15 protein-coding genes are annotated in these 21,027 nt (G+C 71.3%); 8 read left to right on the forward strand and 7 right to left on the reverse strand.

Features of this window, described 5'->3' with window-relative positions:
* Positions 1 to 39: 39 nt before the first annotated feature.
* Positions 40 to 3,381 carry a family 16 glycoside hydrolase gene (locus ACO03V_RS00725; RefSeq protein ID WP_423136234.1) on the reverse strand — a complete coding sequence of 1,114 codons (3,342 nt, stop codon included), beginning with the start codon at positions 3,379 to 3,381 and terminating at the stop codon, positions 40 to 42.
* Positions 3,382 to 3,823: 442 nt separating this feature from the next.
* Here ACO03V_RS00725 and ACO03V_RS00730 point away from each other — a divergent pair, with 442 nt between their 5' ends.
* On the forward strand, positions 3,824 to 4,444 hold the full coding sequence (locus ACO03V_RS00730) for a hypothetical protein (protein WP_423136235.1): 621 nt from the start codon (positions 3,824 to 3,826) through the stop codon (positions 4,442 to 4,444).
* 246 nt (positions 4,445 to 4,690) lie between these two features.
* Here ACO03V_RS00730 and ACO03V_RS00735 read toward each other — a convergent pair whose 3' ends face one another.
* From ACO03V_RS00735 to tatA, 3 genes are read right to left on the reverse strand one after another with little or no spacing between them, the layout of a single operon-like run.
* Positions 4,691 to 5,140 carry a twin-arginine translocase TatA/TatE family subunit gene (locus tag ACO03V_RS00735; RefSeq protein WP_423136236.1) on the reverse strand — a complete coding sequence of 150 codons (450 nt, stop codon included), beginning with the start codon at positions 5,138 to 5,140 and terminating at the stop codon, positions 4,691 to 4,693.
* Positions 5,137 to 5,943, reverse strand: coding sequence for a twin-arginine translocase subunit TatC (gene tatC, locus ACO03V_RS00740; protein ID WP_367732684.1), 807 nt, complete (start codon positions 5,941 to 5,943; stop codon positions 5,137 to 5,139). Before tatC ends, ACO03V_RS00735 begins: the two co-directional genes overlap by 4 nt.
* 4 nt (positions 5,944 to 5,947) lie before the next feature.
* Positions 5,948 to 6,178, reverse strand: coding sequence for a twin-arginine translocase TatA/TatE family subunit (tatA, locus tag ACO03V_RS00745; protein WP_367732680.1), 231 nt, complete (start codon positions 6,176 to 6,178; stop codon positions 5,948 to 5,950).
* 437 nt (positions 6,179 to 6,615) lie between these two features.
* On the opposite strand from tatA, the gene ACO03V_RS00750 reads away from it, so the two are divergent.
* From ACO03V_RS00750 to ACO03V_RS00770, 5 genes are all read left to right on the forward strand, one after another.
* On the forward strand, positions 6,616 to 10,143 hold the full coding sequence (locus ACO03V_RS00750) for a PQQ-dependent sugar dehydrogenase (RefSeq protein WP_423136237.1): 3,528 nt from the start codon (positions 6,616 to 6,618) through the stop codon (positions 10,141 to 10,143).
* Positions 10,144 to 10,228: 85 nt separating this feature from the next.
* Positions 10,229 to 11,254 carry a sugar phosphate isomerase/epimerase family protein gene (locus tag ACO03V_RS00755; protein WP_423136238.1) on the forward strand — a complete coding sequence of 342 codons (1,026 nt, stop codon included), beginning with the start codon at positions 10,229 to 10,231 and terminating at the stop codon, positions 11,252 to 11,254.
* Between the two features lie 17 nt (positions 11,255 to 11,271).
* Positions 11,272 to 12,543 (forward strand): hypothetical protein, encoded by a 1,272-nt coding sequence (locus ACO03V_RS00760; RefSeq protein ID WP_367732674.1) that lies wholly within the window; start codon positions 11,272 to 11,274, stop codon positions 12,541 to 12,543.
* A 297-nt stretch (positions 12,544 to 12,840) separates the two neighbouring features.
* Positions 12,841 to 14,031: a DUF916 domain-containing protein gene (locus ACO03V_RS00765; protein ID WP_423136239.1), complete on the forward strand. Its 1,191-nt coding sequence runs from the start codon at positions 12,841 to 12,843 to the stop codon at positions 14,029 to 14,031.
* 284 nt (positions 14,032 to 14,315) lie between these two features.
* Positions 14,316 to 14,483, forward strand: coding sequence for a hypothetical protein (locus tag ACO03V_RS00770; RefSeq protein ID WP_367732669.1), 168 nt, complete (start codon positions 14,316 to 14,318; stop codon positions 14,481 to 14,483).
* A 126-nt stretch (positions 14,484 to 14,609) separates the two neighbouring features.
* Here the strand turns inward: ACO03V_RS00770 and ACO03V_RS00775 are convergent, their stop codons facing one another.
* The 3 genes from ACO03V_RS00775 to ACO03V_RS00785 form a co-directional block, all read right to left on the reverse strand.
* On the reverse strand, positions 14,610 to 15,791 hold the full coding sequence (locus ACO03V_RS00775; RefSeq protein ID WP_367732667.1) for an ROK family transcriptional regulator: 1,182 nt from the start codon (positions 15,789 to 15,791) through the stop codon (positions 14,610 to 14,612).
* Positions 15,792 to 15,890: 99 nt separating this feature from the next.
* Complete coding sequence (locus ACO03V_RS00780) at positions 15,891 to 16,940, reverse strand: ABC transporter permease (protein WP_387052923.1); 1,050 nt, start codon at positions 16,938 to 16,940, stop codon at positions 15,891 to 15,893.
* Complete coding sequence (locus ACO03V_RS00785) at positions 16,937 to 18,412, reverse strand: sugar ABC transporter ATP-binding protein (protein WP_367733679.1); 1,476 nt, start codon at positions 18,410 to 18,412, stop codon at positions 16,937 to 16,939. The genes ACO03V_RS00780 and ACO03V_RS00785 overlap by 4 nt, the downstream gene beginning before the upstream one ends.
* Positions 18,413 to 18,723: 311 nt before the next feature.
* Between ACO03V_RS00785 and ACO03V_RS00790 the strand changes: the two genes are divergently transcribed.
* Together ACO03V_RS00790 and ACO03V_RS00795 are read left to right on the forward strand one after the other, a co-directional pair.
* Complete coding sequence (locus tag ACO03V_RS00790) at positions 18,724 to 19,773, forward strand: substrate-binding domain-containing protein (protein WP_423136240.1); 1,050 nt, start codon at positions 18,724 to 18,726, stop codon at positions 19,771 to 19,773.
* A 100-nt stretch (positions 19,774 to 19,873) separates the two neighbouring features.
* A complete protein-coding gene (locus ACO03V_RS00795) occupies positions 19,874 to 21,016 on the forward strand; it encodes a Gfo/Idh/MocA family protein (protein WP_423136665.1) in 1,143 nt (380 codons plus the stop codon).
* Positions 21,017 to 21,027 lie beyond the last annotated feature (11 nt).

Below are 21,027 nucleotides of genomic sequence, written 5' to 3' on the forward strand. Positions count from 1 at the left end.
CGGGCTCGGAGGAGCCCGCCACCGGAGGCGCGTGGGGGGTCAGCCGCAGCTCTTGGCCGCGTACGCGACCGTGGCCTCGCCGGTGCGACCGTCAGCGGTCGCGCTCACCGTGGCCTCGCCGGCCGGGACGGACGCGGCACGGGTGGTGAAGGTGTGGAACACGGACTTGCCCGGCTGCACATCCTCGATCACCCGCTCGCCCCACGCCGAGGTGAGGGTCACGTCGACCGGCACCGTGTCGGTGTTGGTCGCGCGCACCGTCAGCGACGCCTTCTTGGCGAGGCAGCGCAGCTCCGCGGAGGCCGTCAGCGCGAGCGGCGCCGGCTCGTCGATGTCCATGACCCGGATGTTCCGGTAGGACACCGCCTCTCCACCGCCGTGGTTCTGCACGCCGATGAAGCCCTGCGAGATGTCGCGCGCCGGGTCGGTGCTGGTGAAGTCGTTCACCAGCGTCCCGTTGAGGAAGACCTTGATGGTCTGCCCCTGCACGACGATCTCGTAGGCGTTCCACGAGCCGACGGGGTTGAGCGCGGCCTCCACGGCATCCAGGTCGGCGCCCTGGAACGTGTAGATCGCCCCGGTCGTGCGGTCGTCGGCATCCGTCGCGTCGATCTGGATCTCGTAGCCCTGGTTGACCGCCACCCACGGGTCGCCCTTGGGGTCGGGGAACCCGACGAAGACGCCGCCGTTGTGGTCGGCCACGAGCTTCCAGTCCAGCTTGAGGCTGTAGTCCTCGAGCTCGCCGCCCTGGTGCCAGAGCAGGCCGAGCCCGCCCTCGCCGCGGATGCTGCAGTCGTCCTGACGTCCGAAGCCGCCGGGGCCGGCCATGCGCCACCCGTCGAGGCTCGTCAGCGTGCCATCGAAGAGCGGACGGTACCCCTCCTCGATCTGCGCCGGGGTGCAGATGTCCGCCGCACCGAGCGAGAGGACGTCGACGTTCAGGTTGCCCTTCGTGCCGGTGTCGTACTTCAGCGCGATGGTGTTGCTGCCCGCCTGCAGGTCGAGGTCGCGGGTCACGGTGCGCCACGTCTTCCAGTCCGTCGTGGAGGGGAACTCCCACGGGCCGATCTTCTGCCCGTTGACGTAGAGGTTGACGTCCTTCGCGCCCGGAGCCGGGTTCGGACCGTTCGCGTAGCGGACGTTCACGGGGTAGGTGCCCGCGGCATCCACGTCCACCGTGAACTCGAAGGCCGAGCCCACCGACCACATGCCGCCGGCGAAACCGGCGCCCGAGTAGCCGCTGTGCTCCCAGTCGACCTTGGCGCCGCCGGTGAGACGCGCCTCCTCGGCCTCGTACCAGCCGCGGTCGGCCGGGGAGACGTAGCCGGGCAGGCTGTTCAGCGTGTACCAGGCCTCGGTGCTCCACAGCTTCTCGCCCGTCGCGGACGCGAAGGGCTGCGGCGAGCGCAGGTGGACCACGCGTCCCTGCTTGAGGCCGTCCAGCGTCAGCCGCACCGTCCGACGGTCCTCGGAGACGGTCGCCGCCGACACGCTGAGCACCTCCTCGTCGAGCTTGGGCCCGCCGTAGGTGGACGTGGGGAGGTAGCGCCACTGCTGCGCGCGGTAGGCCTGCGCGATGTTCGCGACGGTCTCGTCCGAGAGCGGCTGCGTGTAGGTGACGTCGAAGCCGCCCTCGACGACCTCCATCGAGACGATGTCGAACGCGTTGTTCTGGTTCGGCACGAGCTTCTGCAGACCGTACGTCAGCTTGCCCGCCTCGCCCCAGTTGCCGCCCTCGCCGGTCCCGCCGACGTAGAGGGACTTGTCGGGGCCCTCGATGACGCGGTTGACGCCGACCTCGAAGCCCGCCGAGTGACGGAACACGGCGCCCTGGAACTCGCCGTCGACCTTCTCGAGGAAGGCGCGCTGCAGGCCGCCGTAGGTGACGTCGCCGAACATCATCTGACCGGCGAACGGACCGTTCTCGAGGAGGATCGGCGTGCTCGGGGAGTTGCCGATCTCGTTCTGCGGGATCCAGACGGCCGGCTGCGTCACCGGCTGGTCGTCGAAGGGTCCGGCGGGGTTCGTGAAGTGGTTGAAGAACCGTCCCTGCTCGACGTGGACGAGCTTGGAGCTCGGCAGCCACGCGCCCTGGTTGTCCATGGCGAACAGCTCGTCCTCGGGACCGAAGGCGATGCCGTTCGGGGTCCGCAGCCCACCGGCGACGTACTCGATCGCACCGGTGGCGCGGTTGATCTTCACCGTCGTGCCGCGGTTGGCCGCCGGCTGCGGGTTGGTCGTCGCTCCCCCGTTGTCGATGGCGACGGAGAGGTTGACGTAGAAGTTCTCGTCGTCGTGGATCAGCCCGAACGCGAACTCGTGGAAGTTGTTGCCCGAGGGGTAGGAGGCGACCCTGCGCTTGCTGTCGAAGACGCCGTCGCCGTCGGGATCGCTGAGCTCGGTGAGCTGGTAGCGCTCCGAGACGTAGATCTTGTCGCCGATGACGTCGATGCCCATGGGGTTCTGCAGGCCGCTGGCGATCTCCACCGCGGTGACGTCCTCCGGACCGTCGGCCGCCTGGACGTTTTTCATCAGGAAGACCTTGCCCGGCGTGCTGGTGTCCCATCCGCCGGAGTTGACCGATCCCGTGGTGAGCACCGCGAGGTCGCCCGCGTCGGTGAAGTCGAGAGCGGCGACCTTGGGCGTGAAGCCGGCGGGGCGCAGGTCGACCAGCGTGTAGTTCGGGTTGACGGCATCCAGGCGGAGACCGTCGCCGGCGGAGTCGGCGCTGCCCTCGCAGTACTTCGTGCCGGGCGCCGTCACGCGGACGACGCCGGCCTCGGTGCTGAGCACGTTCGCGGGGATGACCGTGAAGCTCGAGCTCCCCGGCGTCTTCCACTCGACCGTCAGCTGCTGGCCGTTGGTCGCCTCGAACATCTCCACGAAGAGGTCGTGGACGCCGACGTCGAGCGTCGCCGTGCCCTCCACGGCCTCCGGGCCGTGCAGTCCGTCGTTGTCGATGATCTGCGTGCCGTCGAGCGTCAGGCGGGACCCGTCGTCGCTCGTGAGGCGGAAGGCGTACTCGCCGGGCTGACTGACCGTGAGGTTCGCCAGCGCGTGGGTGATGAAGTTGTCGCCCGCGCCGAACTGCTCGTCGGTCGTCCAGTCGATCGTCGACATCAGCTTGTCGACGTTCGGGGTCTGGCCCGACTTGAGAGTGCACAGCTCGGTGAGGGGCGGGGTGCTGTAGGTGCGCAGGGTCACGCCCTGCTCTTGCTGGGGGAGATCCGCCGGTGTGTTGACGGCGGGGTCGACGGCGGCGCCGGCGGGCAGGATCGCTCCTGTCGCCACGAGCGCTCCGCCCAGGAGACCGGCCGCGAGGGTCCTCGCGACACGGGTGCTGCGCCGGCGGGTGCCGGTCGAGGCAGCGGGTATGGGCATCATTGCTCCTTCGGATCGTCGTCGCGGCCGACGCACGATCTCCGTCGCCCTCGACGGTCGTCATCGTAGGTGGCTTTTACCAACACGTCTACAAAACCTGGCAGATAGGCGTTAAGAATCAGCAGCACTATTAGGGTTGTGGGTCCACTGCTCCGCTGCATTGGTGTACGGTCAAAGGATTTTTCCCGGCTGCAGGCGTTTTTACCGACTGGCTCGAATGTTCGACGTGCGTGCATCTTTTGCTTGACCGTTGTGTAATGCGGGGCTACTGTCGGCTCGAACCCGCAGAACCGACCCGTGACAGCGCCGTCACGAGGCTTCCAGCCGACGTGCGCCGCCGACGACCGGCATCTCGTTCAGCGGCCGTCCCCGGCGGCCGTTCCCCACCACGAGTCGCCTCATGCGACAGCACCGCCCCGGCGGTGGCAGAACGGAGCTCCCCATGTCCACGACCCTTCGCCGCAGTCTCCTCGCCCGTCTCGGCGCCGCCGGCCTCGGCGTCTGCGCGCTCGCCGTCGTCGGTGCCGGCGCTGCCGTCGCCGCCGAGGAGGACACCGTCGACGTCCGCGTCGAGATCGCCCCCGACGCGGAGCCCGGCGTCCTCGCCCTCACGGTCGCGAACGACTCGACCTCGCTCACCGAGGCCGAACGCGACGGCACCGACCGCACGTTCACCGGAAAGCTGCCGACCGTGACCGTGACCGACACCCGCCTCCCCGAGAACATCGACCCGTCGTCGTACTGGTACGTCATGGGGTCCATCACCGACTTCGCGGGCACCGCGGGTCAGCCGCCCATCCTGGCGGCCGAGTCCTTCGGCTGGTACCCCGACATCGTGTCCGGCAACCCCGAGGGCGGCGACCAGCTCGTCGCGCCCGGCGACCCCGTCGACCCGGGCATCGGCGGCTTCGTCGAGGCCGAGCTGCTGGCGAGCGTCGACAGCGCGAGCGATGCGGCGGGCGGCGCCTACTCCGCCACCGCGGACCTGCTCCTGCGCACCCCGGCCGACGTCGCCGCCGGCTCCTACGCCGCGACGATCACCCTGACCCTGCTGCAGGACTGACCCTCGGGCGGCGGGGCGGGCGGACGGCTTTCGGGCCGTCCGCCCGTTCGTCTTCCCGTCCGTCCGTCGTGCGGTCCGCCGCCTTTTCGTCCGCGGTCGTGCGGTCCCGCCGTCGTGCGGTCCCGCCGTCGTGCGGAGAACCGGGCGACACGCCGTGCCGGACGGGGTCGTCACCCGGTGTGTCGGCCGCACCTCCGCAGGACGGTGAGAGGGGTGGATGCCGTTGCCGTGGCATCCATCCCTCACCTACCCGAGAGGGGTCCCGCCGTCGTGCGGAGAACCGGGCGACACGCCGCCCCCGACGACCCGATCACCCGGCGTGTCGGCCGGATCTCCGCAGGACGGTCCAGCAGAGACCCGGACCGACGGTCCCGCAGAGGGCGGGGTCGACGGCTCGGCAGAAGGAACGACCGGCGGCACGACAGGGGGCCGGACCGACGGCTCGGCGCGCAGCGCCTCCCGCACGATGCGCCGCGGGTCGTACCGGCGGGGGTCGAGACGTTGCCAGTCGACGTCGGCGACCTCCGGGCCGAGCTCCTCACGGAGACGCCCCTGCGCGGCCTGACCCCATCCCCGCGCCCGGCGGGTGAGCCGTCCGAGCGCCTCGGCCGCCGCGGGCAGCCGCTCCGGACCGATGATGAGCGCGGCGAGGACGGCGATGAGCAGCAGCTTCTCGATCGTCAGCCCGAAGGTCACGCCGCCACCTCCGCCTGCGCCGGCGCCGGAGCCAGGGCGCGGGCGCGCCGCCGGTCGAGCAGGAGCGCGACCCCGGCTGCCCCCAGGTAGAACAGCGTCAGCGTGCCGGCCAGCAGCAGCATCGACATCACGTCGGCCGCCGGGGTGGCCAGCGCGGCGAACACGGTCGCGACGAGCACCGCGACGCGCCAGCCGCGGAGGATGGTCCGTCCGCTGAGCACGCCGGCGACGTTCAGCGCCACGAGGAACACCGGCAGCACGAACGCGACCCCCACCGCCAGCAGCAGCTTGAGGACGAAGTCGTAGTAGACCGCGGCACCGTAGAGCGCGGCGCCCTGCGCCGGCACGAACCGCGCCATGAGCTCGATGATGTGCGGCATCAGGAGGAGCCCCGCCGCGCAGCCGGCGAAGAACAGCGGCACGGCCGCGCCGACGAACGCGAGACTCCGCCGCACCTCGCGGCGGGTGAGGCCCGGCATGACGAACGCCCAGACCTGCCACAGCCAGACCGGCGCGGACAGGAGGATGCCGACGGCGAACGACATCCGCATCCGCAGGTCGAACGCGGCGGTGACGGAGTCGAAGTTGAGCGCGACGAGGTCGCTCTCGCGCGCTTCGGAGACGGCGCGGATGGGCGCGGTGAGCACGGCGATCAACGGGTCGGTGCAGAAGAACGCGATCACCGTCCCGACGACCACGGCGAGCGCCGCGATCGTGAGTCGCCGCCGGAGCTCGACGAGGTGTCCCCCGAGCGAGAGGCGCCGTTCGCGCCACTCCGGGGACCTCCGGATGCGGCGCATCATCGCGTCAGGGGGTGCGCGGGGGCTCGGGGAGAGCCGTCGCCGCGGCGGGGGACGGAGGGGTGGATGCCACTCCCTCGGCGCCGTCGTCGGCCTTCATCGCCTGCATCTCGCCCTTGAAGACGCGCGCCGACTGTCCGACGCTCTTGGCCAGCGCCGGCAGCTTCGCGGCGCCGAACAGGAGCAGGATCACCGCGAGCACAATCAGCAGATGCCATCCGGTCATTCCATGGAGCATGAGCCCTCCTTCGGGCTGGCCGGCCTCATCGCTCGGCACATCGTGGGGGAATGCGATGCCGTGGGGCACCGGGTGGGCCGATGCTAACCCTGGACGATCAGGGATAACAAGACTCGCGTCATGTATTCGATTCCTGATCGCACATTACGCAACTTTTGATTGACCGATGGACGAACTTCGGTCAGGATGACCACCAGAGCAGCCCCGCTTCATCCCCTCGCGGAGCACTCGTCCCCCCACCCCGGGTCGTCCACGTCAGCCGCCGTACGAGGCGCTGCTCGTCGATCCGTCCGAACTCGATGAAGAGCGGAGGAGAACAGGCGCGCGGCCGGACGCCGCCGCTGCGAAGGGCCCGGGTCGCCACGATCAGCCGTTGAGACCGGCTGGTGACGACCCGGTGAAAACAACTCGAACGCATTCACAGGAGCTGTTTCACGATGCACTCTACTTCTCGGCATCCCGCCGTGCGGTCCCGGTTGACGGCGGTCTTCACCGCTGTCGCCCTCGGGCTGACCGCCGTCGGCGCCACCTCATTGCCGGCCGTCGCCCACGAGGGCCACGACCACGGGACCGACCCCGGCGGCGATCACGGCGATCCCACCGACCCGGGCGTCCCCGACCCCGATCCCGGCGACGGCGAAGGCGCCCTCGACTGGTCCAACTACGAGCGGGTGCTGCTGACGAAGGACGTCGGCGAGCCGATCGACCTGGCCGTCCTGCCGGACGAGCGCGTGCTGCACACCGCCCGCAACGGCGACCTGCGCCTGACCGACCCCTCCACCGGCGTCACGACGGTCGTCAACACCCTCCCGGTGTACCTCAACTCCGAAGACGGCCTCCAGACGGTCGCGCTGGACCCCGACTTCGAGGAGAACAACTGGGTCTACCTCGTCTACTCGCCGCTCGACGCCGACGGGGACGGGCAGAACGACGTGCCCACCGGGAACGCGCCGAACACCCTCCCCGCCGGGGCCGACGAGTCCTACTGGGACCAGTGGAAGGGCGTGAACCGTCTCTCGCGCTTCCAGTGGAACGGCTCTTCCCTCGACACGGCGTCCGAGCAGGTCATCCTCGACGTCGAGGTGCAGCGCGGGCAGTGCTGCCACGTCGGCGCCGACATCGACTTCGACGGCGACGGCAACCTGTACCTGTCCACGGGCGACAACACCCCGGCATCCACTCCGGGCGCCAACGGCTTCGCGCCGAACAACGACGCTCCCGGCTTCAACCCGGGCTTCGACGCGCGCCGCGGCGCCGGCAACACCAACGACCTGCGCGGCAAGATCCTGCGCCTGCACGTCGAGGACGACGGCTCGTACACGATCCCCGAGGGCAACCTGTTCGCCCCGGGCACCGAGCTGACCCGCCCGGAGATCTTCGTGATGGGCGTGCGCAACCCGTTCCGCATCGAGGTCGACCCCGCCACCAACTCGCTCTCCTGGGCGGACTACGGTCCCGACGCGACCAAGGCCGTCGCCGAGACCGCCGGTCGCGGACCCATGGGCTACGTGGAGTGGAACGTCGTCAGCCTCGACGAGCCGCACAACGCCGGCTGGCCGTACGTCCACGCCGACAACTTCGCCTACAACGACTGGGACTTCGCCACCGCGACCCCCGGCGCGTTCTTCGACCCCGAGAACCTCGTCAACGAGTCCCGCTGGAACACCGGTCTGAGCGAGCTGCCGCCCGCCAAGGCCGCCACGCTGTACTACGGCGACAGCCCGGGCGACCAGCCCTGGGACGAGCTCGTGAACTTCGGCGCGGGCAACGGCCAGGGCCCCATGGGCGGTCCGGTGTACCACTACGACGAGGCCAACCCGTCGGAGACCAAGCTCCCCCGCCACTGGGACGGCAAGGCCTTCATGGGCGAGTTCTCGCAGGACTACATCGCCGCGTTCACGGTGGACTGGGATGCCTTCGACGTGACCGCGATCGAGGACTTCCTGCCCAACGCCGCCCTCACCGCCAACGGCCAGCCGCCGCACGACAACCCGATGGACATGGAGATCGGCCCCGACGGCTCGATGTACGTGCTCGACTACGGCGACGGCTTCTTCCGCGCGAACCCCGACGCCGGCCTGTACCGGATCGACTACGTCGCCGGGAACAAGTCTCCCCAGGCGAGCTTCACCGCCACGCCGACGTCGTCGTCGACCGCGCCGCTGACCGTGGAGTTCGACGCCACCGCGTCGGTCGACCCCGATGGCGACGAAGTCACCTATCAGTGGGACTTCGACGGCGACGGGACGTTCGACGCCACCGGTGCGACCGCGTCGCACACCTACACCGAGATCGGCAACTACACCGCCCGCCTGCGGGTGTCGGACCCGGCCGGCCGCTTCGGCCTGACCACCCGCACCATCTCGGTCGGCAACCAGGCGCCCGAGGTGACGATCGCGTTCCCCGAGAACGGGTCGTTCTTCGACTGGGGTCAGGCCATCCCGTTCCAGGTGACCACCTCGGACGCCGAGGACGGTGACGCCACCGACTGCGCCCGCGTGGCGTGGACCTACGGCCTCGGCCACGACGAGCACGCCCACCCCGAGGTCTCGGGCACCGGCTGCACCGGCGTGTTCCGCACCGACCCGAACTCGCCCGAGCACGGCCCCGGCGCCCTGCTCTACGGCGCGGTCGTGGTGACCTACACGGACCGGGGCGCGAACGGCCTGCCCGCCGCGACCGGTGAGGCGACCCTCCGTCTCAACCCGAAGGAGCAGCAGGCGGAGCACGCGATCCGCCGCCAGGGCGTCGTGAACTACGCGGATGCCACGGCCTCGGGCGGCAACGCCGTCCGCGGTCTCGGCGCGGGCGACTTCCTCGCCTTCGACCCGGTGAGCTTCGCCGGCATCGACGGTGCGGTCATCCGCGCCAACGGCGCCGGAGAGGTGCAGCTGCGCTGGGGCGCGGCCGACGCCGAGCCGTTCGCCACGGCCGCCATCCCGGCGGGCCAGGGCTGGCAGGACGTCGAGATCGCCTTCGACGCCCCGGAGGGCACCGGTGCGCTGTACGTCACGTCCGGCGACGAGCTCGCCCTGGACGCGCTGACCATGGTCGGCGACGGCGTCGGCGACGTCACGGCTCCGACCGTGGCGCACACCCTCGCCCCCGCCGCCCCCACGGGCGTCGGCGGCGTGTACAACGAGCCGGTCCGCTTCTCGGTGCAGGCCGCCGACAACGGCACCCTCGCCAGCGTCCAGTACTCGCGCGACAACGGCGCGACCTGGTCGAACCTGGCCGCCGGCGAGCAGTACGGCGTGACGTTCTCCGAGAACGGCACGTACGACATCCGCTACCGCGCCACCGACACCGGCGGCAACGTGTCGGAGCTCGGATCGGCGACGTTCACCATCGACCTCGACGCTCCGAACGAGCCGACGGTCGAGAGCCGGACGCTCGTGACGCTCGCCTCGCCGCGTGCCACCTACGGCGCCCCCGGTGACGTGACCGTCTCGGTCCGCGGCGACGGCGGCGTCCCCTCCGGCGAGGTCGTGCTGACCGCCGGCGAGCGCGAGCTGGGCCGGGCGGCCCTGAACGCGGACGGCAACGTCGTCTTCGCCCTCCCGGCCGACCTGCCCGTGGGCACGCACACGCTGCGCGCCACGTACGGGGCGGACGAGACGTTCATCGGCTCGGCCGGCATCGGTCGCCTGACCGTCTCGCAGGCCCGGTCGACGACCGCGCTCGAGGTCACGCCCAACCCGGTCAAGCCCGCCGTGGCCGCGACCGCGACGGTGAAGGTCACCTCCTCGACGGGCATCGCGCCCACGGGCGACGCGACCGTGACGGTGCGCCGCAACAACGCGGTCGTCGCCACCCTCACCGGCACCCTCGGCGCCGACGGCAGCGTCCGCGTGACGCTGCCGAAGCTCGGCACCGTCGGCAGCTACCAGGTGCAGGCGGCCTACACCGGTTCGACCGGCGTGGCCAAGAGCAGCGCGATCGCCGGACTGACCGTCGCGCGGTAACACCCGGCGGGGGTCGCGTCTCGACGCGGCCCCCGCCCCCCGGCCGACCCGGGTCCCCCGGGCGGACACACCTCAAAGGAGAGTCATGAGTCACCACCACGACCACGCGCACCCGACGGTCTCGGCGAAGCCGATGAGCCGCCGGACGCTGCTGAAGGCACTGGCCGCTTCGTCGGTCGCCGTCGGCATCGGCGCCGCCGCCGCTCCGGCGGCCACCGCCGCCACCGGACTCGGCGCCCGCGCCGCGGCCCCCAGCGTCAGCGCCGGCAAGCGCCTCGTGCCGGTCAACCGCATCGGCATCCAGCTGTTCACCGTCCGCGACAAGGTCAGCTCCCTCGGCTTCCGCGCCGTCTTCGAGGAGCTGGCGAACATCGGCTACTCGGAGATCGAGTTCGCCGGGTACACGCAGGGCCAGGTCGGCGCGATCACCCCGCAGGAGATCCGCCAGCTGCTCGACGACAACGGCCTGCGCGCCGCCGGCTCCCACGTCAACCTGACCCCGGCGAACATCGACCAGCAGCTCGAGATCGCGCACATCCTGGGCACGCCGCACCTCGGCCAGGGCGGACCCATCGCCGGGGGCTACGGCGGACCCATCCCCCGCGACCAGTGGGTCTCGGCCATCGAGACCTGGAACCAGATGGGCGCCAAGGCCAAGGCATCCGGGATCAAGCTCTACTCGCACAACCACGCGCAGGAGTGGGGCTTCACGTCGGACACCAACGAGCGGGTCTACGACCTGCTCTGGGACGGCTTCGACCGCGAGTCGGTGTTCTTCGAGATGGACGTCTACTGGGCCCACGTCGGCAAGCACCTGTACCCCGGGTTCGAGCCGATCGACTACATCAAGCGCGACCCCCGGCGCTTCCCGATCCTCCACCTCAAGGACGGCAAGCTGAACCCGGAGAGCGCCAACGGCTACGACATCATCGAGTTCGGCGCCGGGAACATCGACTACACCGCCTTCCTGTCGCAGCTGCGCGACCGCGGGCAGCGCTACGGCATGTTCGAGCAGGACAACGCCGCCACCTCGGCCGTCGGCGGCAACCCGCTGAACTCCCTGGCCAACGCCGACCGCAGCTACGACCAGATCGCGTCCCTGCGCGCCTGAGGGACGAGGAAGAAGAGATGAAGAACCTCACCAAGATCACGACCGTCGGCCTCCTCGTCATCGGGGGCAGCGTCGTCGCGGTCCCCGCGTACGCGGCCGACCTCTCCTGCACCGGCGACCTGGGCAGCCAGACCGTCTCGGGCACCCTGACCGTCCCCGGCGGCGTGGACTGCGTGCTCGGCGGCGCGACCGTCGAGGGCGACATCATCGTCGAGCCCGGCGGCTGGCTCGACGCGACGTCGGTCACCGTCACCGGCGACGTCATCGCCACCGACGCGTACGGCGTCTCCCTCGACGGCACGAGCGTGGCCGGGGACATCAGCGCGTACTCGGCCGACACGACCGTCGGGTTCCTCTACGTCACCGACCTGCGGGTCGGCGGCTCGGTCGAGGCCGGCGGCATCGACGTCGAGGTGACCGACAGCGCCATCGCGGGGTCGCTCACCACGCAGCAGGCGACGTACGTCGACCTCGTGCGCACCTCGGTCGACCAGGACGTCTCCATCGACGGCTCGGCGTGGGGCGTCTCGCTCACCGGCGCGATCGTCGCGGGCGACGTCTCGGTCAGCGGCAGCGGACGGGACGTGCTCATCGGCGCGACCGCCGACGGCGGAGCGGATGCCTTCGCGAACACGATCGGCGGAGGCCTGACGCTCTCGGGCAACAACGCCAACCTGCGTGTCGCCGCCACGACCGTGTACGGCGCTCTCGCGCTGGACGGGAACACCCCGGCCGCGGCGTTCGGGACCGGCGTCCGCGCCGGCTCGACCACCGGCGACTTCACCGGCGAGGCCCCCACGGCCCCGCCCGCGGGCGACCAGTCGATCGCGGTCACCGTGCCCGACCAGGGCTCCGGCGAGCTCACCTGGTCCATCGAGGGCACCTCGAATCTCGTCGACCTGGGGGTGGCCGAGGAGAAGCTCGATCACTACCACGCGGCCGGTTCGATCGTCCCGATCCGCATCCAGGACACCCGTCCCGGCAACCCCGGCTGGTCGCTCACCGCGCAGGTGTCCGACTTCCTCGCCGGCGGCGAGGCGGTGTCGAGCAAGTACCTCGGATGGACGCCCGAGGTGCTCGAGACCCAGGGCGGCGCCGTCGCCGGCGCTCCGGTGCCCTCGGGCTTCGACAGCGGCCAGGGCCTCTCGGTCGCGCGCACCCTCGCCCAGGCCAACGACGGCCACGAGCGGGGCTCCTCGCTCGTGAGCGCCGACCTGGATCTCAAGCTCCCGCTCGAGACCCCCCGCGGCACCTACACCGCGACCATCACGCTGACCGCGCTCAGCTGATCCCCCCGCCGGGGCCGTGGACCTGCTCCACGGCCCCGGCCCCTCTTCCTCTCGCAGAAAGCCCCGCCCATGTCCCTGGCGCCCCTCTCCCCCCTCCCGTCCTCCCCGCTCTTCACCCCGTCTCCTGCCGCCCCGATGGATGCCACGGGGCCCGCGCTCGTCGAGGTCGCTGCCCCGTCCGATGCCGTGAGTTGCCGCAGATGTACGCCGCGCGGCGGTGTCGACGTACATGTGCGACAAGTCAGCGCTGCGAGAAAGGGGCTTCGGGCCCGGGCGGGGGTGCTGGCGGCGGCGGTCGTGCTCGCACTGGCGGCACCCGCCGCGGCGGCCGCGCCGGCGGCGGCGGTGCCGGCGGCGTCATCCTCGGTGCTGCGGGCGGCACCCTCGGTGCTGGCGGCGGTGGCGGCGGACACCGCCCCCGACACGACCGTGACCTGGAGCGTGCGCCCGGCGGACACCGCGCAGGGGCGCGACCGCCCCAACTACGGCTACGACCTGGCCCCCGGCGGGACCGTCGGCGACGCCCTCTCCGTGACCAACCGCAGCGCCGAGCCGATCACGCTCGCCGTGTACGCCGCGGACGGCTTCCTCACCGCCGACGGAGCGCTCGACATCCTCGCCGGCGGCGAGGAGTCCACCGAGCTGGGCAGCTGGATCGACATCGCCACCCCGCAGCTCACCCTCGACAGCGGTGCCACCGCCGAGGTGCCGTTCTCCCTCGCCGTCCCCGCGGACACCCCGCCCGGGGACTACGCGGCCGGTGTCGTGGCATCCATGCTGGTCACCGGCGACGACGGCACGGTCACCGAACGACGTCTCGGGTCCCGCGTGCACCTGCGCGTGATGGGCGACCTCGCTCCCGCGCTGTCCGTGACCGACGTCGCCGTGGACTACCACGGCACCCTCAACCCGGTCGAGGCGGGCAGTGCGACCGTCACCTACACGATCCACAACACCGGGAACTCGCGCCTGGACCCCGACGTCGACGTCGCGCTGGGCGGTCCGTTCGGGTGGGCCGCGGTGACGGCCGAGGACGACGCCCCCGAGCTGCTGCCCGGCAGCACGCTGGAGCGCACCGTCGAGGTGGCGGGGGTCCTCCCCCTCGGTCTGCTGGCCGCCGACGTGACCGCGACCTCGCAGGTCGTCTCCCGCACGCTGGAAGGCACCGAGGCGTCGACCTTCGACCCGCTCGTCACCGTCGGCTCCGCGTCGACCGCGGCCGTGCCGTGGACGGCGCTCGCCCTCCTCCTCCTCATCGCCGGGTTCGTCGCGTGGCGCATCGTCGCCGGACGCCGCCGGAAGGCCGCGCACGAGCGGGAGATCGCCGCCGCGGTGGCCGCCGCGACCGCCGGACGCGAGGACGGCACCGGTGCGGGTCACGACGCGCCGTCCGAGTCCGCTGCCGCCGTCGTCGCCGCCCAGGGAGTGCCGGCCGCCGGCCCCGGCGGAGACGCGGATGCCGCCACGACCGCACCCCGGTCGCCCTGAGACCACCCGCGGCGCCGAGAGGGACACTCTGCGCCGCGGGTGACCCACCCGACGCCCGTCGCGCCCCGCGCGGCGGGCGTCCCCGTGCCGTGACTCGGCGCACATGTACGCCGCGGCGGGGGCGGGGCGTGCATATGGGGCACGTCACGGCATCCTGACCAGGCTTCGCTCGCGTGCCGTGGGTGAGGGAGAGGGTGAAAAGACGGCCGGAGGGCGCCGACCCGTGACGAGATCGTGTGTCGTGGCGGGTGGCATCCCTGCATCCCACCCGAAGGGACGGTCCCGTGCTGCCGTTCGTCCTCGTCCGCGCGCTCGCCCACCGCGAGGTCCGCCCCCGCCCCTGCCGCTACTGCGGCACCCCCGTCACGCTGCGCGGGTCCACCGCCGCGGGGCATCGCGGCTTCTGCAGCCGCGAGCACGCCGCTCTCGAGCAGGAGGAGACGCCGTTCTGACCACCGCGTCGCCGGGCGTCTGCAGGACCCGTGGGGCCGGTGCGACCTGCGGGGGCGGGTGAGGCAGCGATGCGCCGGTCCGCGCCACGGACGGGCCCAGCGGATGAGCGGGATGGCGGGCCGGCGTCAGACGCGGAGGAAGCCCGTGCTCAGCGACTCCGGCGACAGGGCGTGCTCGACCGCGAGCATGCTCGCCCCGACGACGCCCGCGCGCTCCGCGGCGACCGACTGCACGATGGAGAGGTACTCCGTCGCCAGCGGCGTCGACCGCGTGTACACGACCTCGCGCACGCCGGCGATGAGGTGCTCGCCGACGCGGGCCATCGATCCGCCGATCGCGATGACCGACGGGTTCATCAGGCTCACGCAGGTCGTCAGCACCTCCCCGATGTCGCGACCGGCCTGACGGACCGCCTGGATCGCGTCGATGTTGCCGCGCTTGACCAGGTCGACCACGTCCGTGCCGGTGTGCGCCTCGATCCCGTCGCGTCGGAGCGCGCGGGCGATGGCGGGTCCGGATGCCAGGGCCTCGAGGCATCCACGGTTCCCGCACTGGCATGGGATGTCCGCGCCGCGCGCGACCTGCACGTGGCCGATGTCGCCCGCGATGCCCTGCGCGCCGCGCTGGAGCTCGCCGCCGGAGATGATCCCGGTGCCGATGCCGGTGGCGACCTTGACGAACATGAAGTGGTCGACGGACGGCCAGGCGACGCTGCGCTCGCCCAGGGCCATGATGTTCACGTCGTTGTCGACGAGCACAGGGACGGCGAGGTGCTGGTTGATCCAGCCGGGGATGTCGAAGCGGTCCCACCCGGGCATGATCGGCGGGTTGACCGGCTGCCCGGTCGAGTGCTCGACGGGTCCGGGGACGCCGATGCCCATGGCGGCGACGTCGGATGCCGAGCGGCCCGAGGCCGCCAGCAGCTCGGTCGTCGCCTCGACGAGCCACGACAGCACCGGCTCGGGGCCGAGCGCGATGTCGAGGGCGCCGGTCTTCTCGCTGAGGACCTTGCCGGTGAGGTCGGCCATGGCGACGATCGCGTGCGAGGCGCCGATGTCCACGGCCATGACGACCTTGGCCGCGGGGTTGATCGCGAACTGGGACGGCGGCCGTCCCCCCGTCGAGACGGCGTCGGCCACGGGGGTGATGAGGCCCATGCGCATCAGCTCGTCCACCCGGACCGCGACCGTCGAACGGGCCAGTCCGGTCGACTTGGCCAGCTCGGCCCGCGTGCGCGGTACGCCGTCGCGCAGCAGCTGGAACAGCTGGCTGACACCGGTCACCGGCGCGGCAGAATCCGTGGTCATCCTTCTCACGCCCTCAGTACACCATTAGTTGATCTGGATCCGATCCATCTACCGACGGCGACTGTCCGTGAAACGCAGTCGCCGTCGGTGTCGACGGGGTCAGCCGCGGCCCGGCGGGCGGGAGAAACGCTGCTGCAGGAGGACCGCGACGACGATGATGACGCCCTTCGCGACGGCCTGCACCGACGACGACAGATTGTTCTGGACGAACACGTTCGACAGCGTCGCGAAGATCAGGACACCGAAGACCGTGCCCGTGACCGTGCCGCGACCGCCGATGAGCAGCGTACCGCCGACGACGACCGCGGCGATCGCGTCGAGCTCGACGAGCGTGCCGTGGGTCGAGGTGCCGGCCGTGGTGCGACCGAGGATCATGACGGCGGCGATGCCCGAGCACAGGCCGGTGAGCGCATAGAGCAGCATCGTGTGGCGCTTCACGTTGATGCCGGCCAGGCGTGCGGCCTCGCGGTTGCCGCCGACGGCGACGGTGCGACGGCCGAAGGTGGTGCGGTTCAGCAGCACCCAGCCGAGCGCGGCGACGATGGCGAAGATCCAGATGAGGATGTCGACGCCGAGGATGTCGCCGTTCATGAAGGTGATGAAGCCGCGGTCCTGGACGACGAGGGTCCGGCGCTCGGCCAGGATCTCGGCGAGACCGCGCGCGCCGACGAGCATGGCCAGCGTCGCCATGAACGCGACGACGTTCCCGTAGGCGATGACGATGCCGTTGATGAGACCGGCGCCGACGCCCACGGCGAGGGCGATGACGATCATCACGCTCCAGTGCAGCGAGTCGGCGAGGTCCTGCACCGCCGCGAGCGTGGCGACGACGGAGGCCAGGCCCATGACGGAGCCGACCGAGAGATCGATGCCGCCGGCGATGATCACGAACGTCATGCCGATGGCGATGACGCCGATGATGGAGGCCTGGCGCAGGATGACCAGCATGTTGTCGAGGCTGGTGAAGGACCCCTGCGCGGTGACGGCGCCGATCACGACGATCAGCAGCAGCGCGACGACGAGGCCGAGGTTGCGTCCGGCGGAGCCGGAGAGGAGGCGGCGCCACGCGGGGACGGCCTCCGGGGCCGGCGTGACGCCGGTCTCGGTGGGCACGGTCCGCGCACGGGTCGGGGTGGTCGGCTCGCTCACGCGGCGGATCCTTTCATGACGAGGTCGAGCACTCCGTGCTCGTCGATCTGGTGGGAGGGGAGGGTGCGGAGGATCCGGCCGTCCGCGACGACGAGGACGACGTCGGCGAGGCCGAGCACCTCCTCGATCTCGCTGGAGACAACGACGACGGCGTTGCCTGCCGCGGCCAGGTCCCGGATGAGGGCGTAGATCTCGGCGCGGGCGCCGACGTCGACGCCGCGGGTGGGTTCGTCCAGCAGCAGCACGTCGGTGCCGTGCACGAGCCAGCGGGCGAGGAGGATCTTCTGCTGGTTGCCGCCCGACAGGGTGCGGGCGGGACGGTCGGGATCGGCCGGGCGCAGCTCGAAGGCGTCGATCTGCTCGCGGGCGATCTTCCGGGCGGCGCGGTCGTCGAGGAAGCCGCCCTTGGCGAAGCGCTTCATGGATGCCAGGGAGATGTTGACGAAGATGGGCTCGTCGAGCACGAGTCCCTGGCTCTTGCGCTCCTCGGGCGACAGGCCGATGCCGGCCCCGACGGCGGCGCGCACCGACCCGCGGGGCAGGACCTTGTCACGGACCCGCACGCGTCCGGCGGTCGCCTTGCGCGCGCCGTAGACGGTCTCGAGGATCTCGGACCGACCGGAGCCCACCAGACCGGCGAGTCCGACGACCTCGCCCGCGCGGACGGAGAACGACACGTCCGAGAACACCCCGTCCAGCTCCAGTCCCTCGACGTCGAGGACGACGGGGGCATCGGATGCCACGGGGGCGCGCTCCGGGAAGACGTTGGCGACCTCCCGGCCGGTCATGAGCCGGATGAGCTCGGCGGTGGGCGTCTCGGCGGCGGGCAGGCCGACCGCGGTCGTGCGTCCGTCCTTGAGGACGGTGATGCGGTCGCCGATCTCGCGGATCTCCTCGAGACGGTGCGTGATGTAGACGACGGCGATCCCGGCTCCGGTCAGCTCGCGCACGACCGCGAAGAGGTTCTTCACCTCTTCGGTGTCGAGGACGGCTGAGGGCTCGTCCATGATGATCAGCTTGATGTCGTGCGAGAGCGCGCGCGCCATGCTGACGATCTGCTTGTTCGCGGCGCTCAGGGAGCCGACCTCGGTGTGCGGGGACAGGCTCGCGTGGCCGAGTCGCCGCAGCAGCTCGGTGGTCTGCCGAGCCGCCTCGGACCGTCGGGTGAAGCCGCCCTTGGCGATCTCGTGCCCGAGGAAAATGTTCTCGGCGATGCTGAGGCCGTCGACGACGTCGAGCTCCTGGTACATGGTGGCGATGCCGAGCTCGATGGCCGCCTGAGGGCTGTCGATCTCGACGTCCTCCCCGAGCCACGAGATCTGCCCGCCGTCGGGACGATGGACCCCGGCCAGGGTCTTGATCAGCGTGGACTTCCCCGCGCCGTTCTGGCCGAGCACGCAGTGCACTTCGCCGGGCCGCACCTCGAGGTCGACGCCCCGCAGGGCGCGCACGCCGCCGAACGACTTCGTCACGCCGCGGACGTCGAGTAATGACGATGCATGGTCAACTTTGATCACCCGGCGAACATAACACGCCACTTCTCCGTCGCGCGACCCCTCTTCTCCGGATGCCGCCCCCGTCCGGCCCGCGCCGCTCCCCCGGCGATCTTTCGCGGAGTGAGGGGGATACGGGAGGGATACGGAACTTATAACCGTGAGATAACAAAAGTTGACCACTGAACCGTCACTTCTGCTAGCGTGACCGAGGTCAGAGTGGACCCTCCCGTACGGATGACCCGGGGCCTCGCTGACCCCTGCTGCATCACATTTCAAGGAGGAAACACATGCGCACTCGAATGACCTCGCGCTCTCGTCTGATCCTGACCGGCGCGGCCATGGTCGCCGCCGTCGGCCTGCTCGCCGGCTGCACCGGCTCGGACGGCGACAGCGAGAACGTCGTCGACCAGGGCACCAGCGCCGAGGAGAACGCCGCCGAGGGCGACACCGTGACCATCGGCTTCTCGGGCCCCGCCGCCGACCACGGCTGGCTCGGCGCCATCAACTCCGGCGCCCTCGCCGCCGCCGAGAGCTACTCGGACGTCGACCTGCAGGTCGCCGAGGGCACCAACGACGTCACCGCGCAGATCGCCGCCGTCGAGACCTTCATCAACGACGGCGTCGACGCCATCGTCCTGCTGCCCAGCGACGGCGCGGCCCTGACCGAGGTCGCCATCAAGGCGATGGAGGCCGGCATCCCCGTCATCAACGTCGACCGCGAGTTCTCCAGCCCGTTCGCCGCCCGCACCACCGTGCTCGGCGACAACTACGGCATGGGCGTCAGCGCGGGCACCTACATCTGCGAGCAGCTCGAGGGCCAGAGCGACGCCGTCGTCGCCGAGATCGCCGGCATCGACTCGCTGCCGCTGACGCAGGACCGCTCCGCGGGCTTCGCCGACGCTTTGTCGGACTGCGGCCTCGAGGTCGGACCCCGCGTCGCGGCCGACTTCACCGTCCAGGGCGGCGAGTCCGCGACCTCGCAGCTACTGTCGGCCAACCCCCGGATCGACGCCATCTGGAACCACGACGACGACCAGGGCATCGGCGTCCTCGCCGCCATCACCGCCGCGGGCCGCGACGAGTTCTTCATGGTCGGCGGCGCGGGCAGCCGCAACGCCATGGAGGCCATCCAGGCCGGCGACACCCCGCTGCAGGCCACGGTCATCTACCCCTCGACCCAGGCGGCGGACGGCATCGCCCTCGCCCGACTGATCGCCCAGGGCAAGACGGCCGGCGACCTCATCACCCCGAGCGTCCCGAACCGGATTGTCCTCGACGCCCCGGTCGTGACCGCCGACAACGTCGACTCCTACATCGACCTCGCGTTCAACTCCTGACCGGCCACGGGGGGCGTCCGCGACTCCGCGGGCGTCCCCCCGCCGTCCCTCCCCCCACCAGAAAGACACCACCACCGTGACCCAGCCACTCCGCATCGCCATGGTCGGCGCAGGATTCATGGGCGCCGCGCATTCCCAGGGATGGCGCGTGGCCCCTCGGTTCTTCGAGCTGCCCCTCGCCCCCCAGATGAGCGTCCTCGTCGGACGCGACGCCGCCCGCACGAGCGAGGCCGCCGAGTGCTGGGGCTGGACGGAGTCGGCCACGGACTGGCGCGAGGTCGTCGCGCGCGACGACATCGACGTCGTCGACGTGGTCACGCCGGGCGACACCCACGCCGAGATCGCCATCGCCGCGCTCGAGGCGGGCAAGCACGTCCTCTGCGAGAAGCCCCTCGCCAACACCGTCGACGAAGCCCGGCGGATGGCCGCCGCCGCCGAGAGCGCGCGCGCCCGCGGCATCCGGAGCATGGTCGGCTTCACGTACCGTCGGGTGCCGGCCACGACCTTCGCCCGCGACCTCGTCGCCTCGGGCCGGATCGGCGAGGTCCGGCAGGTGCGCGCCGAGTACCTGCAGGACTGGCTGAGCGACGCCGAGGCCCCCCTCACGTGGCGCCTGCAGAAGGAGCGCGCCGGCTCCGGCGCCCTCGGCGACATCGGCGCCCACGCCGTCGACCTGACCGAGTACATCACCGGGCAGCGCGTCACGCGGGTCTCGGGCGTCCTCGAGACGATCGTCTCGGAGCGCCCCGTGCTCGCGGCGTCCTCGGGCCTGTCCGGCTCGGCCGGATCCGAGCGCGGCGCCGTGACCGTCGACGACCTGGCCCTGTTCACCGGTCGCCTCGACTCCGGCGCGCTCGCCTCCTTCGAGGCATCCCGGTTCCGCACCGGACGGAAGAACGCGCTGCGCATCGAGATCTCGGGCTCGCGCGGAACCCTCGCCTTCGACCTGGAACGCCTCAACGAGCTCGAGCTGTACGACGCCACGGAGCCGGAGTCCGAGCAGGGCTTCCGCCGCATCTACGTCACCGAGCCGAGCCACCCTTACGTCGGCAACTGGTGGCCGACAGGGCACATGCTCGGCTACGAGCACGGCTTCGCCCACCAGGCGAAGGACTTCGTCGAGGCGGTCGGCTCCGGCGAGGACCCCCGTCCGTCGTTCGCGGACGGGCTGCACGTGCAGAGCGTCCTGGATGCCGTGAGCCGCAGCTCGGACGCCGACAGCGTCTGGGTCGACGTCGACTGACCCCTGACCCC

This window comes from Microbacterium sp. HMH0099 (assembly GCF_049384025.1).
In the GTDB taxonomy this organism is placed as follows: Bacteria; Actinomycetota; Actinomycetes; order Actinomycetales; family Microbacteriaceae; genus Microbacterium.

Coding starts and splice junctions, on each gene's coding strand:
- ACO03V_RS00725 (WP_423136234.1), bottom strand. CDS start 3,381: ATGCCCATACCCGCTGCCTCGACCGGCACCCGCCGGCGCAGCACCCGT.
- ACO03V_RS00730 (WP_423136235.1), top strand. CDS start 3,824: ATGTCCACGACCCTTCGCCGCAGTCTCCTCGCCCGTCTCGGCGCCGCC.
- tatC (WP_367732684.1), bottom strand. CDS start 5,943: ATGATGCGCCGCATCCGGAGGTCCCCGGAGTGGCGCGAACGGCGCCTC.
- tatA (WP_367732680.1), bottom strand. CDS start 6,178: ATGCTCCATGGAATGACCGGATGGCATCTGCTGATTGTGCTCGCGGTG.
- ACO03V_RS00750 (WP_423136237.1), top strand. CDS start 6,616: ATGCACTCTACTTCTCGGCATCCCGCCGTGCGGTCCCGGTTGACGGCG.
- ACO03V_RS00755 (WP_423136238.1), top strand. CDS start 10,229: ATGAGTCACCACCACGACCACGCGCACCCGACGGTCTCGGCGAAGCCG.
- ACO03V_RS00760 (WP_367732674.1), top strand. CDS start 11,272: ATGAAGAACCTCACCAAGATCACGACCGTCGGCCTCCTCGTCATCGGG.
- ACO03V_RS00775 (WP_367732667.1), bottom strand. CDS start 15,791: ATGACCACGGATTCTGCCGCGCCGGTGACCGGTGTCAGCCAGCTGTTC.
- ACO03V_RS00790 (WP_423136240.1), top strand. CDS start 18,724: ATGCGCACTCGAATGACCTCGCGCTCTCGTCTGATCCTGACCGGCGCG.
- ACO03V_RS00795 (WP_423136665.1), top strand. CDS start 19,874: ATGGTCGGCGCAGGATTCATGGGCGCCGCGCATTCCCAGGGATGGCGC.